The organism is Microbacterium croceum (assembly GCF_023091245.1).
GTDB classification, from domain to species: domain Bacteria; phylum Actinomycetota; class Actinomycetes; order Actinomycetales; family Microbacteriaceae; genus Microbacterium; species Microbacterium croceum.
In genome coordinates, this window is the sequence record NZ_JAHWXN010000001.1 from 2,762,113 (window position 1) to 2,777,121 (window position 15,009).

At 67.6% G+C, this 15,009-nt stretch carries 18 protein-coding genes, 1 tRNA gene and 1 pseudogene; 5 read left to right on the forward strand and 15 right to left on the reverse strand.

Annotated elements, in window-relative coordinates; all coding sequences use genetic code 11:
• Nucleotide 1 precedes the first annotated feature (1 nt).
• Together KZC51_RS13080 and KZC51_RS13085 are read left to right on the forward strand one after the other, a co-directional pair.
• Complete coding sequence (locus KZC51_RS13080) at nt 2–1,027, forward strand: App1 family protein phosphatidate phosphatase (protein ID WP_247630383.1); 1,026 nt, start codon at nt 2–4, stop codon at nt 1,025–1,027.
• A 1-nt stretch (nt 1,028) separates the two neighbouring features.
• Nucleotides 1,029–1,889, forward strand: coding sequence for a 3-methyladenine DNA glycosylase (locus KZC51_RS13085; protein ID WP_247630384.1), 861 nt, complete (start codon nt 1,029–1,031; stop codon nt 1,887–1,889).
• A gap of 4 nt (nt 1,890–1,893) precedes the next feature.
• Here the strand turns inward: KZC51_RS13085 and KZC51_RS13090 are convergent, their stop codons facing one another.
• The 6 genes and pseudogenes from KZC51_RS13090 to KZC51_RS13115 all read right to left on the reverse strand — a co-directional run bounded on the left by KZC51_RS13090 (nt 1,894) and on the right by KZC51_RS13115 (nt 6,750).
• Nucleotides 1,894–3,081 carry a glycoside hydrolase family 3 N-terminal domain-containing protein gene (locus tag KZC51_RS13090; protein ID WP_247630385.1) on the reverse strand — a complete coding sequence of 396 codons (1,188 nt, stop codon included), beginning with the start codon at nt 3,079–3,081 and terminating at the stop codon, nt 1,894–1,896.
• Between the two features lie 32 nt (nt 3,082–3,113).
• Nucleotides 3,114–3,770 carry an SDR family oxidoreductase gene (locus KZC51_RS13095; protein ID WP_247630386.1) on the reverse strand — a complete coding sequence of 219 codons (657 nt, stop codon included), beginning with the start codon at nt 3,768–3,770 and terminating at the stop codon, nt 3,114–3,116.
• A 29-nt stretch (nt 3,771–3,799) separates the two neighbouring features.
• The gene (locus tag KZC51_RS13100; RefSeq protein ID WP_247630387.1) at nt 3,800–4,327 is read right to left on the reverse strand and encodes a hypothetical protein; all 528 of its coding nucleotides are present in this window, start codon (nt 4,325–4,327) and stop codon (nt 3,800–3,802) included.
• Entirely contained in the window at nt 4,324–5,115 is a 792-nt protein-coding gene (locus tag KZC51_RS13105; protein WP_247630388.1) for a hypothetical protein, read from the reverse strand. The genes KZC51_RS13100 and KZC51_RS13105 overlap by 4 nt, the downstream gene beginning before the upstream one ends.
• A gap of 63 nt (nt 5,116–5,178) precedes the next feature.
• Nucleotides 5,179–6,248: pseudogene (locus KZC51_RS13110) on the reverse strand (NAD(P)-binding domain-containing protein).
• A 61-nt stretch (nt 6,249–6,309) separates the two neighbouring features.
• Complete coding sequence (locus KZC51_RS13115) at nt 6,310–6,750, reverse strand: GNAT family N-acetyltransferase (RefSeq protein WP_247630389.1); 441 nt, start codon at nt 6,748–6,750, stop codon at nt 6,310–6,312.
• Nucleotides 6,751–6,860: 110 nt separating this feature from the next.
• Here KZC51_RS13115 and KZC51_RS13120 point away from each other — a divergent pair.
• Nucleotides 6,861–6,933: transfer RNA gene (locus KZC51_RS13120), tRNA-Ala, on the forward strand.
• Nucleotides 6,934–7,213: 280 nt separating this feature from the next.
• Nucleotides 7,214–7,852 carry a DUF2087 domain-containing protein gene (locus tag KZC51_RS13125; RefSeq protein WP_247630390.1) on the forward strand — a complete coding sequence of 213 codons (639 nt, stop codon included), beginning with the start codon at nt 7,214–7,216 and terminating at the stop codon, nt 7,850–7,852.
• Nucleotides 7,853–7,907: 55 nt separating this feature from the next.
• On the opposite strand, the gene KZC51_RS13130 is transcribed toward KZC51_RS13125, so the two are convergent.
• The 3 genes from KZC51_RS13130 to KZC51_RS13140 form a co-directional block, all read right to left on the reverse strand.
• Entirely contained in the window at nt 7,908–8,453 is a 546-nt protein-coding gene (locus KZC51_RS13130) for a hypothetical protein (RefSeq protein ID WP_247630391.1), read from the reverse strand.
• Entirely contained in the window at nt 8,446–8,796 is a 351-nt protein-coding gene (locus KZC51_RS13135; protein ID WP_247630392.1) for a PadR family transcriptional regulator, read from the reverse strand. The genes KZC51_RS13130 and KZC51_RS13135 overlap by 8 nt, the downstream gene beginning before the upstream one ends.
• Nucleotides 8,797–8,878: 82 nt before the next feature.
• On the reverse strand, nt 8,879–9,370 hold the full coding sequence (locus KZC51_RS13140; RefSeq protein ID WP_247630393.1) for a hypothetical protein: 492 nt from the start codon (nt 9,368–9,370) through the stop codon (nt 8,879–8,881).
• Nucleotides 9,371–9,385: 15 nt separating this feature from the next.
• On the opposite strand from KZC51_RS13140, the gene KZC51_RS13145 reads away from it, so the two are divergent.
• Nucleotides 9,386–9,565, forward strand: coding sequence for a hypothetical protein (locus tag KZC51_RS13145; protein WP_247630394.1), 180 nt, complete (start codon nt 9,386–9,388; stop codon nt 9,563–9,565).
• A gap of 41 nt (nt 9,566–9,606) precedes the next feature.
• Here KZC51_RS13145 and KZC51_RS13150 read toward each other — a convergent pair whose 3' ends face one another.
• The 6 genes from KZC51_RS13150 to KZC51_RS13175 form a co-directional block, all read right to left on the reverse strand.
• Nucleotides 9,607–9,831, reverse strand: a complete 225-nt coding sequence (locus KZC51_RS13150) for a hypothetical protein (protein WP_247630395.1) — start codon at nt 9,829–9,831, stop codon at nt 9,607–9,609.
• A 153-nt stretch (nt 9,832–9,984) separates the two neighbouring features.
• Nucleotides 9,985–11,064 (reverse strand): Lrp/AsnC family transcriptional regulator, encoded by a 1,080-nt coding sequence (locus KZC51_RS13155; RefSeq protein ID WP_247630396.1) that lies wholly within the window; start codon nt 11,062–11,064, stop codon nt 9,985–9,987.
• Complete coding sequence (locus KZC51_RS13160; protein ID WP_247630397.1) at nt 11,010–11,909, reverse strand: alpha/beta fold hydrolase; 900 nt, start codon at nt 11,907–11,909, stop codon at nt 11,010–11,012. The genes KZC51_RS13155 and KZC51_RS13160 overlap by 55 nt, the downstream gene beginning before the upstream one ends.
• A gap of 31 nt (nt 11,910–11,940) precedes the next feature.
• The gene (locus KZC51_RS13165; protein WP_247630398.1) at nt 11,941–13,119 is read right to left on the reverse strand and encodes a M24 family metallopeptidase; all 1,179 of its coding nucleotides are present in this window, start codon (nt 13,117–13,119) and stop codon (nt 11,941–11,943) included.
• 9 nt (nt 13,120–13,128) lie between these two features.
• The gene (locus tag KZC51_RS13170) at nt 13,129–14,028 is read right to left on the reverse strand and encodes an ABC transporter permease (protein WP_247630399.1); all 900 of its coding nucleotides are present in this window, start codon (nt 14,026–14,028) and stop codon (nt 13,129–13,131) included.
• A complete protein-coding gene (locus KZC51_RS13175) occupies nt 14,025–14,987 on the reverse strand; it encodes an ABC transporter permease (RefSeq protein ID WP_308194301.1) in 963 nt (320 codons plus the stop codon). The genes KZC51_RS13170 and KZC51_RS13175 overlap by 4 nt, the downstream gene beginning before the upstream one ends.
• Nucleotides 14,988–15,009: the final 22 nt, after the last annotated feature.

The following is a 15,009-nucleotide window of genomic DNA, read 5'->3' on the forward strand; positions in this document are numbered from 1 at the left end:
AATGGCTTCCGCACCCCCGGCGCCCCGAATCCACTGGTTCGCCCGTCTTGAACACCGCCTCCACGTGTGGCGCGAAGGTCGAGCGCGCCGTCGTGGCCGCACGGCGACGATCGTGCCGTTCCCCGGTTACGGCGGTCCTGGCTGGGTCCGCGTGGTGGGGCGCGTGCTGATCGTCCCCGCGCAGCGTCGCACCAAGGACGGCGAGCTGGCGAGTGTGCGGGGTTGGCGCAGCTTCGTCGGCATCCCGGTGAGCTTCGCGGCCGTCGACGTGCACATCGGCGATACCACCCACCACGTGGTCGCCGACCGCGGCGGGGTGGTCGATACCCGGATCTCCGCAGACCTGGAGCCCGGCTGGCAGACCTTCACGATCTCGGTCGAGGGCCAGGAGCCCGTCGAGGCGCGGGCGTTCATCGTCGCCGAGTCCACGAACTTCGGTGTGGTGTCGGATGTCGATGACACCGTGATGGTCACGGCACTTCCCCGTCCGTTCATCGCGTTCTGGAACTCCTTCGTGCTCGACGAGCACGCACGCATTCCGGTGCCGGGCATGGCCGTGCTGCTGGATCAGCTGCTCCGCCAGCACCCTGGTGCCCCCATGGTCTACCTCTCCACGGGAGCCTGGAACGTCGCCCCCACGCTCTGGCGCTTCCTCGGACGGCATCTGTTCCCCGCCGGCTCCATGCTCCTCACCGACTGGGGTCCCACGCACGACCGCTGGTTCCGCAGCGGCCGCGAACACAAGCTCACGAACCTGCGCCGCCTCGCTGCCGAGTTCCCCGACGTGAAGTGGCTGCTGATCGGCGACGACGGACAGCACGACGAGTCCATCTACACGCAGTTCATGGACGAGCATCCCGAATCCGTCGCCGGGGTCGCCATCCGTCGCCTGCTCCCCGCCGAAGCCGTGCTGGCCGGTGGCCGTGCCGGACGAGAGCCGCACTCCGAAGACACCGCGCCGTGGGTGAGTGCGGAAGACGGCGCCGGCCTGCGCGATCTGCTCGGCGAGGCCGGCATCCTGCACTGACATGGCACTCTCACGCGCCGAGTGGCACCTCAGGGAGATCGCCCATCAAGAGCGAGCGGATGCACTGACGGCAGACCATCGAGCGCGCTCGCAGCGCGGCGAGAAGCACCCCGTCTGGGACTTCCTGTTCACGTACTACAGCTACAAGCCCGCGCAGCTGCGGCGCTGGCATCCCGGTGCCGGAGTCGAGCTGGAGGATGCCCCGGAGCGTACCGGGTGGCGATGGTACTCCCCCGGTGCCGCTGCCGGCGGCGTCGTGCCAGACGCGGCCTCGTTCGCCAGAGAGAAGGCCGACCTCGCGGGGCTGGTGGAGCGGATGCTCCGGCGCACGGCCTCCAGGCCGGGACAGTTCGGCTGCTTCGGGCTGCACGAGTGGGCGATGGTCTATCAGGCCGACGAACTGCGCCACTCGGTTCCCCTGCGGCTCGGGAAGGCCGGAACGGATGCCGTGGTCGAGAACCACGACCTGCGCTGCACCCACTTCGACGCCTTCCGGTTCTTCACCCCGGAGGCCGTGCCACGCAACCGCACCGCGCTGACCCGTGAAGACCAGCCGCTGTTCGAGCAGCCCGGATGCCTGCACGCCGGAATGGACCTGTACAAGTGGGCGACGAAGCTCGGACCTCTCGTGCGCGGTGAGCTGCTGCTGGACGCATTCGAGCTCGCGCGGGACATCCGCCTGCTCGACATGGAGGCCGCGCCCTACGATCTCTCCCCCTGGGGAGTCACCCCGGTGCCGATCGAGACCGCCGAGGGAAAGGCCGAGTACGTGCGTCGGCAGCGGGTCTTCGCCGACCGTGGCGCTGCCCTGCGCACGGCGCTGCTGGAGTCGTGGCTCGGCACCCCGGTCAGCGCGACCTGACGACTCAGTCCGCGGGTGCGCAGTCGGGACACACCGTCCACGCGGAGGTCGCCGACGACAGCTGCAGCCGCAATGCCATGACGCGGGTGGCCGCATCTTCCAGCCGCTCCGGCGGAAGAGCCCCGGCATCGACCGCCGCAGCGATCGCCGCGGCCATCTGACCGGCCGTCTCTCTCGTCGAGCCGGCGATCATCAGCACCAGATCGTTCCCCGCCGAGACGGCAGTGACGGCGTTGGCGATCGGGTCGGCATACGCGGGCACGCCCGACGACGTCAGCATGCCGAGGTCGTCAGTCACGGCGACGCCGTCGAACCCCAGCTGCTCACGAGCGATCTCGTGCCAGGTCGCCGACATCGACGCGGGTGCTGCATCGACCGCGGTGTACGCCAGGTGGCCGAACATCAGCAACGATGCTCCGGCGTCGATTCCCGCGGCGAACGGCACGGCGTCGGCAGCCCGCCACTCCTCGACGCCCATCCCGGTGGAGGGGATCGCGTGATGCGAGTCTCCGGGGGCGGCACCATGGCCGGGGAAGTGCTTGAGGGTAGACCCGAGGAACTGCTCCTGCACGGTCGTCGCGGCCGCGACGCGTTCCGCGGCACCCGCCGGATCCGTCCCCAGCGCACGCCCGTAGATGAACGAACCCGGGTCGGCGGTGACATCGGCGACGGTGCCGAAGTTCACCGTGATCCCCGCGCGGGCGACCAACGAGCCTCGCGCGGCGAACCCCGCGGCAGTGTCGCTGACGGGCAGATCCTTGAGCGTCGTGGATGCCGGGTAGTCATCCCCGACGAGCCGAGAGACGATGCCGCCCTCCTGGTCGACCGCGACCAGGGGTGGAAACGCAGGGTCGACCGCGAGCGCGGCCGTGAGCGTCTGCAGCTCGACTTCAGAGGCCGGGATGTTGGTACCCATCAGGATGAAACCCCCGAGACCGCTTTCCATGTAGGCGTGCAGATCTGCGGGGTCCGTGCCGGCGACATGCCCCATCACGATGCTCGCCGCCTGCTCGGCGGTGGTCATCTGCGCCACGATCTCGGCCGCGCGCGCTGAAGGCCCTGTGCTCGGTGTCGATGCCGCGGCGGTCGCCACACGGGGCGCCGTGCTGGCGAGCGCGGCAGCCGGAGCCGACGCCGCAGCCAGCACGACGAGCCCCAGGCCCGCCGCCACCACTGCACGCCGCCCGTTCACACTTCCCGCCCGCCCGCTCATCGGAGACCCGATCAACAGCCGATCGCGTCGGCGATGGGCTCGGAGGACTCGGCATCTCCGTTGCCGAAGCGGATGGTGCGACCGATCGTGCAGGGCTCGACCAGCGCGGCAGCGATCACCGCGGCCACATCCGCGCGCGCGACGGCCCCGCGCCCATCCGGGTCGATCTGGATCCGCCCGGTCGGCTCGTCGAAGGTCAGCGTGCCCGGAGCGAGGATCGTACCGTCGAGCGACCGGCTGCGCAGATGCTCGTCCGCCGCCCACTTGGCATCGGCGTAGGCGAAGAAGGAGTCCTCCGGCGGCACGCCATGGTCGGCCGTGGAGCCGAGCCAGGACACCATCACGTAGCGACGCACACCTGCTCGCCCGCTCGCGTCCATGGAGCGGATCGCCGCATCGCGGTCGACGGCGTAGGTGCGCTCCGGCGAGCCCCCTCCGGCTCCCGCAGACCACACCACGGCATCGTGGCCGCGGATGACGTCGGCGATCGCATCGACATTCATCTGCTCGACGTCGGCCACGAGAGCCTTCGCCCCGCCCGCCTCCACCTCCTCGGTGTGTGCTGGATTGCGGATGATCGCCGTCACCTCGTCGCCACGTGCTACCAGGAGCGGTGCAAGAAGCAGGGCGATACGGCCGTGTCCACCGAACACGATGATGCGGGACATGGTTCCTCCTCTGTGTGTCCTGCTGGATCTCAGCGGGGCGTCTGCGAGCTGTCGATGACGAAGGCCTGCGGGTGGCCGGGCAGGTAGCGCACGACGACCGGTTCCCCCGTCGGGATGTACGCGTCGCGGTCGGGGTACACCGCGGGCGTGAAGAAGTTGCTCTCCAGCGTGTACTCCACGCCGTCGGCCGTCGTGAAGGTGACCCAGTCGCCGTCCATGGTGGCCGTCGTCGGGCGGCCGTTGTCGTAGATGTAGGCGCGAGTCACGGGGACACCGGTCAGACTCAGGATCCCGATCACGAGCGCCCCGAGCATCACGACGGCGAGGATCCGGAAGACGATTCGCTGCACGCGCCCCACGATCTGCCCGCGCGGCCGATCCTGCGCCCTCAGCAGACTCTCCCGCTCACGGATCTCCCGCAGTCGACCGCCGGATGTCGCTCCCCCGGCCGACATCGCGAACAGGCCCAGAATCGAGAACCCGGCGATGAACACCATGGTGTAGCCGTGCGCGGCAGGGAAGTTGAGCAGCCAGAACACCGAGTCCATCGGATTCATCGCGCCGCCTCCTTCTCGATCGTGATCGCGATCGTCTGCGGATCCTCGCGCCGGTAGAACGCCCAGATGGGAGCGCCGACCTGGAGTCGCGTTATCGCCTCGGGGTACACGAAGACGGTCGTCTCGGCCTCCCAGGTCGCCATGCCTTCCGGAGCCATCAGCACCCGAAGGGCGAGCTCGCTCTGCCCCTCGCGGCGCTGGCCGGTCGGACGCACCTCCAGGACGGATGCCGGCACCTGCGTGCCCGTGGTGCGCGCTCTGACCTGCCGCGGATCGATGAGGCCACGCTCGATCCGCCACGCGATCAGCGCATCGGACACCGCAGGGTCGTTGGGATCGGCGAGCTCGACGATGTCCTGGTCCGCAAGACTGTACTTCACAGCCAGCGGCTGGCCGACCTGAAGCGCACCGAGGTCGCTCGGCTCTACGAGCATCCTCAACTGCGCGATGAACTCCTGCTCGGCACGCGGAGTCACCCGGATGAACAGGTCGTACTGCGGAACGTCGTTGACGGTGAGACCCGTACGCGAGACCTCGACGATGCGACCGACGCCGATCTGGGCTTCACCGCGCACCTTCTTGCGGCGCCCCAGACCCGACATGGTGCCGCCGAACGTCAACAGCAACCCCCATGCGACGCCGATCATGATCGGAGCGCCCAGCGTGTCCTCGCCGGAGAACGGCAGGATCGACTCGCGCTGGTTCACCCCGAACAGCCCCTCGCCCACCCAGATGAGGAGCCACACCGAGAGCACGAGCCAGATGATCGTGAAGACGACGCGAAGCATTCCTTCAGCGTACCGACGGCACCCGACGCCCGCGCTTCAGGCTTCGACGCGTGCGGTGTCGTCTCAGGAGCCGGCCACCATCGCAGGCAGTGCGGCCAGAGCGCGCTGCACGCCCTTCGCGGCAGACCGCCCCGCGCGATTCGCGCCGATCGTGCTGGCGGACGGCCCGTATCCCACCAGCTGGATGCGCGGATCCTGCACCGCAGTGGTGCCACGCCCATCGCGATCGAGCTGGATGCCTCCCGCAGAGCTGCGCAGATGCAGCGGCGCCAGGTGACTGATCGCCGGGCGGAACCCGGTCGCCCAGAGGATCACATCGACTCGTTCGAACGAACCGTCCGCCCACCGCACACCGTCCGGCTCGATGCGCGCGAACATCGGTCGCCGAGAGGCATACGCACCGAGCCTCTCGGCGGCGCGCTCCTGCGGCCGCAGCATGAGTCCGGTGACGCTCACCACACTCTGCGGAGGAACCCCTGCGCCACCCGCTGCTCCACCAGGGCGACCGCCGCAGCTCCCGCCTCCGGCGTGAAGTCATCGGTCCGCCAGATCGGCTCACGCCGGGTCGCCCAGACGGTGTCGGTGAGCGGGGCGAGCGCGCCGAGGAACTGCACAGCAGATGCGCCGCCGCCCACCACCAGCACACGTTTGCCGAGGAAGTGATCCGGCCCGGGATAGTCGACCGTGTGCAGCTGCTCGCCCAGGAAGGTCTCCATACCCGGGTAATGCGGCAGGAACGGGTGCGTCCATGTGCCGGTCGCGTTCACGAGAGTGCGCGCCCGCCACTCCCGCTCCCCTGCGCGCACGACGAGCGTCCCGTCCTCGTCATCGACGCGCTCGACAGCCACCGGCCGGATGACCGGCAGGGCGTGGGCACGCTCGTAGGCGGCGAAGTACTCCGGGACGGCGACGTTCGCGCGCTCTCCGTCACGCGGCGGTGGAGTGTCTCCCGGCAGTTCGGCCACGCCGTGCACATCGCGCATCGTGAGGGCATCCCAGCGGTGCCGCCACGCGCCCCCTGGCTCCGCGTCCGCATCCAGCACGACGTGCGAGATGCCGAGACGCGCCAGATGGTACGACGACGAGAGCCCGGCTTGTCCTGCGCCGATCACGATGCTGTCGAGGATGCTCACGTCTGGGTGAACGCGAGCGGGGGCGCGGTTGTTCCAGCCCGCAACGGTCGGCGAACGAAGATCAAAGCTCGATCTCGTAGTGGGTGAACCCGGTATGCGATGCGACCCGGTCGTACAGGCGGCGCGCGGTCGCGTTGCCGTCCTGCGTGAGCCAGTAGACCTTCTCGCACCCCTGCTGCTCCGCCCAGGCGCGCACGTGCGCGATCAATGCCCGACCGGTTCCCGCACCACGCGTGCTCGGATCGACGAACAGATCCTCCAGATAGCAGTACTCGGATGCGCTCCACGTGGAGGGGTGCGTCAGCCAGTGCACCAGTCCGATCGCCGTGCCGTCGTCGTCGCGCGCGATCGCTCCGTGCACCCCGTCATCGGCGGTGATCCGACGGAAGGTCTCGCGTGTCACGTGTGCCGGCACCTCGGACTCGTAGAACCGGAGATAGCCGTCCCACAGCTCGGACCACTCGTCGAAGTCCTCGGGGCGGATGGGCTGGATGCTCGTCATGCGCTCAGCCTAGAGTGCGGCACGCCCGGGAGGTCGGCGCCGATTGGTGTTCGCGTCGATTCGTGTAGTACTCTTTTCGAGTTGCCCCGCGGTACGAAAGGGCAGCGTGAGGGCCTGTGGCGCAGCTGGTAGCGCACCTGCATGGCATGCAGGGGGTCAGGGGTTCGAGTCCCCTCAGGTCCACAACAAACCCCTGGTCATCCAGGGGTTTTTGTGGTTCTGCGGGACCTGGTTCCCGGCGACTCTCGATCTACTCGCGACTTACGACACGTCGCGACCACGCCCAGCGGCAAGCGACGACGAACGTCCAGCGTGACTGTGATCCGCAGGTTGGTGTCGACCGCGTCGGTTGCCTCTCGAGGTTGTCCGCTGCGGCCACGCCGCTGCTGTAGCGTGCGCCTGGTCGCCATGCGTCGAGATTCCACGGTGACGTGAACGGTGCGATATCAACGTCGCACCGCAGATGGTTGCGGACCTGCCACGCCGCGGACTGGATACCTCGGACATCACCCGAACACCTGATACTTGGGACACGGGTAAGTTCTTCAAGATGGAATCATCGCACCAATGGCGGCCTGTGATCGCGGTCCTCGCGAACCCGGAGACACGACGCGTCGCGGCGGAGCTGATGCTGGGTCGCACGCTTGAGGACGCCACAGCGGAGCTCTCTCGCTCGAAGCGTCGCCGGGTGACGGAGGCGATCGAGAACAGCGGAATGGTTCTGCCCGGCACTCAGATGTTCGCGCCTGGCGTGTTTCGGTCGATCCTCGAGTCGAATCCGATCCCCCAGCGCGTAGGCGTCGAGAGGTTCGTCGATGGAAAGCGAATCAGGCAGTACCCGGCGAACCTCGAGGAACGAGGACAGCTGCTCGCGTGGGTGGCACGCAGCGTCTTCGCGACGGGAGACGTCCTCACCGAACGCGAAGTGAACCGCAGACTCCTCGAGTACTCAGAGGATGTCGCCGTGCTGCGTCGATACCTCGTCGACTACCAACTCCTCGAACGCCGTTCGGACGGCACCGAGTATGCGCTGACGGGGAGCGGGCCGGTGTTGACCCTCGAAGACCCTCAAGAGACGACGGATCCCGACCGTCGTCCCTGACGCACCAGAATGGCATCGTCGCGACGAGCGAGCTCGGACGCGAGCGCACCCCGAGCTACGCGACAGTGACGCGGTCGGGGCGAAGTGCTCTCCAGACTCGCGCGCCGATGAGGAACGCGATCGTGACGATGAAGGCAGGAACCCCGAGCCACGCCCATTGACTGGTCCACCCGATCCCGACGCTGTCGGGTGTCCAGAACGCCTCGACCTGGACGAACAGGAAGTATGCTTGCGCGCGCGCCGACGCGGTGCTCTCAACGGCAGCGAGCATTCCGCCGACGAACGACAGGAACAGCGCCCAGTAGATGAGCAGGGCAGTTCCCGCGGTGATGATGCCGATCGACCACAGGGGCCGCAGCGTGTCATCGTCCGCGTACTGTGCGGCGAGAGCGCGCGGCGATCCCAGATCGCGGAGAGCGCTGGACAGCTTCCGATGATCCGACAGAAGCTCCGCTCGCAGCGAATCCACGGCTACTCGACGCTCTGCGCCCGGCAGAGCCCCCTCGAGGTGCCAGTCCACCCGGACCAGGAAGCTCTCGATCCTGAGGCGCTCCAGCCAGGTGCGCGCCCGGTACTGCACCTCACGGGATGCGTCACTCATGATTCAGCCCCTCCATGAAACGTATGTTGTCGATGACATCGGAGACGACTCTCCACTGCCCGCTGGCGTAATCGCGGGCATCCCGCCCGGCGGAGCTGATCGCGAAGTACTTGCGAGGCGGACCGTCCGGAGAGGGAGCCATCCGCGTGGTCACCAGACCGTCTCGTTCGAGTCGGGTGAGCACCGGATAGATCAATCCCGTGGTCACCTCGAGTCCCTCGTCAGACAGCCGCTCGACGAGCTCGTATCCGTACGACTCCCTCGCCTCGACCATCGTGAGGATCAGCAGCGGAAGCGCAGCACGCACTACCTGCGCATCCTGACGGGCCTGTATCCGAGACATGCTATTACTGAAACATAAATAGCCACAGGGCGCAAGTGCAGAAGAGTCTCGGCGACCCGACCGATGTCGCGCAACGACAACGTCAGGTCAACGCGGCGCTCAGGGCGGCAGCCACCAGGCCCAGAACCACGACCAGAAGCACGATGGCGAATCCTCGTCCCGACCTGGACGCCGCGAAGAGGGCCACGCGTTCGACGTCGCGGCTCCTCCAGTGCTCTGCGATCTCCGCGGAGAGCGGAGCATCTGGCTGCGACAAGACGGCGACAAGACGACCGACGTCGCCGACCCAGCGGCAGGCGACCGGGTCCGTCAACGGCAGTGTCTTCCGGGCGATCACGTAGATCCGCCCCGCGTCGACCTCGACGCCGATGTGGAGCGGATGTTGCGCGGCGTGGCGAGCCGAGGGCTGGCTCCACACGTCTCCGCGCTTCGTGACGATGGTCATCGACGGCACCATGGACGGAGGATCCAGCGCGACGTAGCTCGAGCTGTGCTCCACCATCGAGCGCGCCATGCTCCGCTCGAAGCGATAGGTGCCCACCGCCAGCCCGGGGAGCTCGACGCGGTCGTCCAATCGATATGGGCTACCTTGCCCTGGGAACCGAACACGATCGTGATCACCGCCGGCGCCGCGGACGCGGAGACCGCTGTCGATGTGAGGTCGGCGGCGGATGAGCTCGAGCCGTTGGGCGCGTCGAACGCCGGTCAGGCTGGAGTCAGCCTCACCGGTATGGACGCCCGATACGGTGCGTGGTCGGCCGCGGAGTAGTCTTCCCTGAGCCGTCGGCGGACACCCCAGGGTTCCCGCGCCTAGGCGGGCGGCGGGGGCAGATGCGGGATGGCGACCGGGCGGGTCGCCCTGCTGACGCTCAGCATGCGCTGGACATCGTCGAGAACCGCGAGGGCGGAGCCATAGCGGGTGGCGAGCGGCAGATCGCGCAGCCAGACGACCTCCACCTCGGTGTCGTCCAACTCATACACACGCGCCACCGCATGCCGAGAATCGTCCGGCGGGTAGCGCAGGTCGCTGATCACCCATTCTGATCGTGAGACTCGGCGCAGTGCGCATCTCGGATCCGGTACGTCAGACATTCCTCAGCCCTCCCAGACCTCGTCCCCCACAGATGAGTGTGTGGGCAGAAGACGCAGGAGGATAGGCCCTTGACAGGATCTCCGCCGTGACCAGAGTCAGTGGATCGCGGCCTCGGCGGACGCGACCTGCGCACGCCACCACGGGGTCTCGATGAACCCGCGCTTCATGAACACCAGTTCCATCGCCGCGTTCCATCCACGCACGCCCTTGAGGTGAGCGATGGTGCCGGTGAGGAAGTCGTGCAGCGTCTCCGTCGAGGGCAGGATGATCTCGCAATACAGCGAGTTCTCCTCCAGCACCGTGGCGAGGAAGCGCACCGACACGTGCTGAGCGAGCGTCTGAGCGACGGAGGCGAGGTGCGAGGGCTCGACCCGGAGCATGAGCAGTGTCTCGGCGCTCATGCCCAGCGCCGACGCGGGCACCATCGTCACGGTGGTGAGGCACCCCGCACTGCGCATGCGCTCGTACCGGCGACGCACGCTGCTCTCGTTCATGTCGAGCTTCGCCGCGATCGAGAGGAACGACGCCCGCCCGTTGATGCTGAGCTCTTTCACGATCGCGCGATCGGCGTCGTCGAAGTGCGTGGGATCGCAGGTGTTCGGTGCGGGCATGTACGACTGCGGGTCGGCCGTGGGCTCAGCGTGCGAGTCGTACAGTTGGCGACCCCAGTCGAAGCTCACCTTGTAGGTGTGCACCACGAGATCGCTGCGCCAGCGCTCGACGCCGGGGATGCCCTGCAGGTCGGTGAGCACGTGCGCGTAGTTCGCGGAGTCACCCGGGATCACCACCTCGGCGAAGACGTCGAACTTGCCGGTCACCAGCGTGACGAAGCGCACATACGGCGATCCGATCAGCGCCTGCGCGACGGCGAGCTGCGCGCCGGGGGTGCAGTTGATCCGCACGAAGAACGTCTCGACATGGCCCTCGCTGCCGAGAGTCGGCACGATGCCCACCCTCACGACGCCCTCGGCAAGCAGTTGCTGCCCGCGTCGCGTGACGGTCGATACGGATGCACCGGCGAACTCGGCGATCGATGTCCAGCTCGCCCGTCCGTCCTGCTGGAGGGCGACGACGATGCGTCGATCGAGGTCGGTGACGTCTCGAGAGATGTGCACTCCACTCATCGTGTCGGCGGGCACACCCGGTGCAGGAACGCTCGCACTGTTCTGGTCCACGCCTCTGCCTCCTCGATCTGCGGCGAATGTCCCGACTTCTCGAACACCACCATCTCAGAATCCGGGATGAGATCGGCGATCACCTGGCTACACGATACTGGCGTGATCCAGTCCGTCCGGCCCACGGTGATGAGTGTCGGCACTCCGATCTCGTGCAGCCTGGGCTTGAGATCGTAGTTCGGCAGGTTCACCGAGAACGCGTAGTTGTGAGCCTGATAGCGGTACGGGGTGGCCTGCACCTTGCGCTCGACGGCATCGGGATCATACGTGAAGTCGTACAGCGGCAGGATCTCCCGCCAGCAGTCCTTGAGGTCTTCGTCGTCGTACACCTGCCCGACATCGATGCGATCGAACTTCTCCATGTCGATGGTCACCCGGTCCGAGGCGAGGGCATTCTCGCGCGCGAGATGCGCGTTCGCGTTGTCGGGCGAGGTGTCGCGCAGCACGACAGCCGACACCCGCTCCGGGTACCGCAGGGCGTACTCCATCGACATGAACCCGCCGTACGAGCCGCCGGCCATCACGATCTTCTCCGCGCCGATCCACTCACGCAGACCGTCGATGTCGGCGGCCCACTGCTCGTGACTGTAGGTGCCGTTCCCTTCGCTCTGGCCGCTGCCGCGCGCATCGAACACGACCACGCGGTACTCATCGGCGAGGCGGCCGAAGCTCGCACGAGGTTCCGCCCGTGATCCCAGGCCAGGGGCTCCGTGGTGGGTGATGATGACGGGCGCTCCTTCGGGCCCGAGCACCTCCACGGCCAGGTGGTTGCCGTTGATCTCGACCCACTGGTGATCGGTCGTGGCGGCGGCGAACTCGGGAGACACCTCGGGGCTCGATGACATGTGATCCTCTTTCTCGAATGGTCGTGTGCGCTCAGAGCGCGATGATGCAGTCGTCGAGCCCGCGGGGGAAGGTCGTCAGCGCCTCGGCGCCACCGGCAGTCACGAGCATGCTGTCGCTGATCCGGTACCCCGCGTGCCCCGGCACATAGATGCCGGGCTCGTTGGATACGACCATTCCCGCTTCGAGCACGGTCGCATCACCGTCCTCCAGCCACGGCGCCTCATGCATGCCGAGTCCGATCCCGTGCCCCTGGCGGTGGCGGATGAACGCGCCCAGACCGGCATCGCGGATGACGTCGAGGCACAGCCGGTTCGCCTCGCGGCACTCGAGACCGGCGCGGATCGTGTCTCGCCCTACCTGCTGCGCGGCACGGATGGTGTCGTGGTAGCGGCGCTGATCGCCCGTCGGCTCGCCGAGCACGAAGGTGCGCTCCCCTTCGATGAAGCGACCGCCGACGGCGCATCCCAGGGACAGCATGAACGTGTCGCCCGCTGCGAGCCGGTTCACAGACGGGAGCCCGTGCGGAAATGCCGAGTTCGCCCCCGAGTAGACCAGGCCGCCCGCGAGGAGCGAGGCCACGACGACATTGCGATGCTCGGCGTACATGAGCCCCGTCCCGACCGAGGTGACGTGGCGTTCGAGCTCCGCCTCGGTGGGCAGCGCTCCCCCGGCGACGACGGCGTCGGTCACCAACTGCACACCGGCCTCCAACATCCGATCGGTGATGCGCGCGGCCTCGCGGTGCAGCACGACTTCCTCAGGGAACTTCACGTACCTGGCCCGGGTGATGAGGTCGGAGCCGACGAACTCCGTGTCAGCCATGGCAGCCCGCGCGGCGCTGAGCCGCTGATAAGACATGGTCGAGGCGAAGCCCACCCTGCCCGTGCGCCCGACGACATCGGCCAGCACCGCGAACGGCGGCACGACGCCGGGGTACTCGAAGAAGGCGACGAGTTCGGCGCGTGCGGACTGCGATTCGGCATACTCCCGCTCCAGCTCCGGCAGCAGCAGCACGACGCGTCCGGTCGTCTCGATCCAGATCGCGACGGGCCTCTCCGATGGGTGATGGAAGAACCCGGTGAGGTAGGCGATGTCCTCGGGGTGATCAGTCAGGAAGGCATCGAAGCCATCCTCGGCGATCCGCTCCTGCACGCGTGCCTGCACGCGATCGAAGAACTCGGGAGCGAGTCGCTGGTCGAACTCGGTCATGTCGGGCTCCTAGCGGGCGAGGTGGCGCGGGTTGCGCGCATCGTTGTACGAGATCGAGAGCAGCGTCGCCGAGAGCACCAGGATCAGGATCGCGATCGAGGGGAACAGCGTCAGCCACCACGCGCTCACCATCGCCCCGGCCTGCTGGGCCTCGTAGAGGATCCGCCCCCACGACCAGGTGGTCGGATCGCCGAGGCCGAGGAACGCCAGACCTGCCGCCGAGAGCACGGCGCGCGACGCGGTGACCACGACCGACACCACCACGACCGGGGTCACGGCCGGCAGCACGTGGCGGGTGATGATCCACAGCGGCGAGGTCGTCATGAGCCGAGACGCATCGACGTACGGGAGTCCGACAACGGTGAGCGCCTGCGAGCGGACGAGCCGGGTCACTTCGGGCCAGGAGAACGCCGCGACCACGAAGATGATCGTCGAGGTGCTCGGACCGACCAGCGCGGCGATGAGGATCATCAGTGGGAGCACCGGCAGCGAGAGGGTCATGTCGACGATCACGCTGATGAAACTGTCCAGGCGTCGGAAGTACGCTCCCACCACGGCGATGATCGTGCCGAAGATGATGGCGATCACCGATGCTGCGACCGCGACGAGCACGCTCTGCTGCGTGCCCCAGATGACTTCGGAGAACACATCGCGTCCGAGGGCATCCGTGCCGAACCAATGGTCCCCGCTCGGCGGACGCAGCACGTCGGGGCCGTAGCTGGCGGGGTACGGGGCGATCAGGGGTGCCGCGAGTGCGATGATCACCAGCACGAGCAGGAGCCCGAGCGAGATCATCCCGAGCGGGTCGCGTCGGAACGCACGCCAGGTGTGGGCGCTCGCGCGCTCGCTTCCGGCGGCGGTCGGCTCGCTCGGAGCCAGGGTCTCTGCGGAGGGAATCGGAGCGGTCATGAGGTCTTCACTCTCGGGTCCAGGTAGCCGTAGACGATGTCAGTGAGCGTGTTCGCGACCACCACGGTGGCGGCGAGCATCAGGAAGGCGCCCTGCAGCACCGGGAAGTCGAGTTGGGTGACAGCCTCGTAGATGCCGCGTCCGATGCCCGGGTAGGCGAACACGGTCTCCGTCAGCACGGCGCCGCCGACCAGGAAGCCGAGCTGCAGCCCGATCAGGGTCGTCGTAGGCAGCAGCGCGTTGCGCAGCGCGTGCTTCCAGAGGATGCGCCGGCCGCGGAGCCCGTTCGCCTTCGCGAGGAGGATGTAGTCCTCGCCAAGCGTCTCGATCAGCGTCGAGCGCATCGTGAGCACGTAGGAGCCGACCTGGATGAGCATGAGCGACACGGCCGGCAGCACGAGGTGCTGCGCGACGCTCAGATACCACTCGAGTCCGTAGGTGTTGTTCGTGTATGCGCCACCGATCGGGAACCATCCGAGGTTCAGGCCGAACACGAACAGCAGCAGGATCGCGACGCTCGGAACGAACAGCGACTGTCCTGTCACTCCGACGATCTGCACAGCGCGGTCGATGAATCGCCCCTTGTGCGATGCCGCGGCGACGCCGAGCGGGATGCCGATGATGATCGTCAGCACGAGTGCAGTGATGGTCAGCAGAAGCGTCCAGGGCAGACGCTGCAGGAGAACGTCGAGAACGGGAATCGACTGGGTGAACGAGATACCCAGGTTCCCCTGCAGCAGCTGCCACATGTACAGGCCGTACTGGACGATCAAGGGCTGATCGAGCCCGTACTGCTCGAGGATGGTCGCCCGGATGGCATCCGTCATGTTCGGACTGGCCAGCGCCAGTGCAGGGTCACCGGGTAGCAGCCGCAGGAGCAGGAACGTCACAGTCACGGCGAACCAGATCGTGAGCAGACCTCGACCTGCGCGACGGAGAATGAACGATGCTCGGGACACCCGGGCGACCTTCCTCGAGATT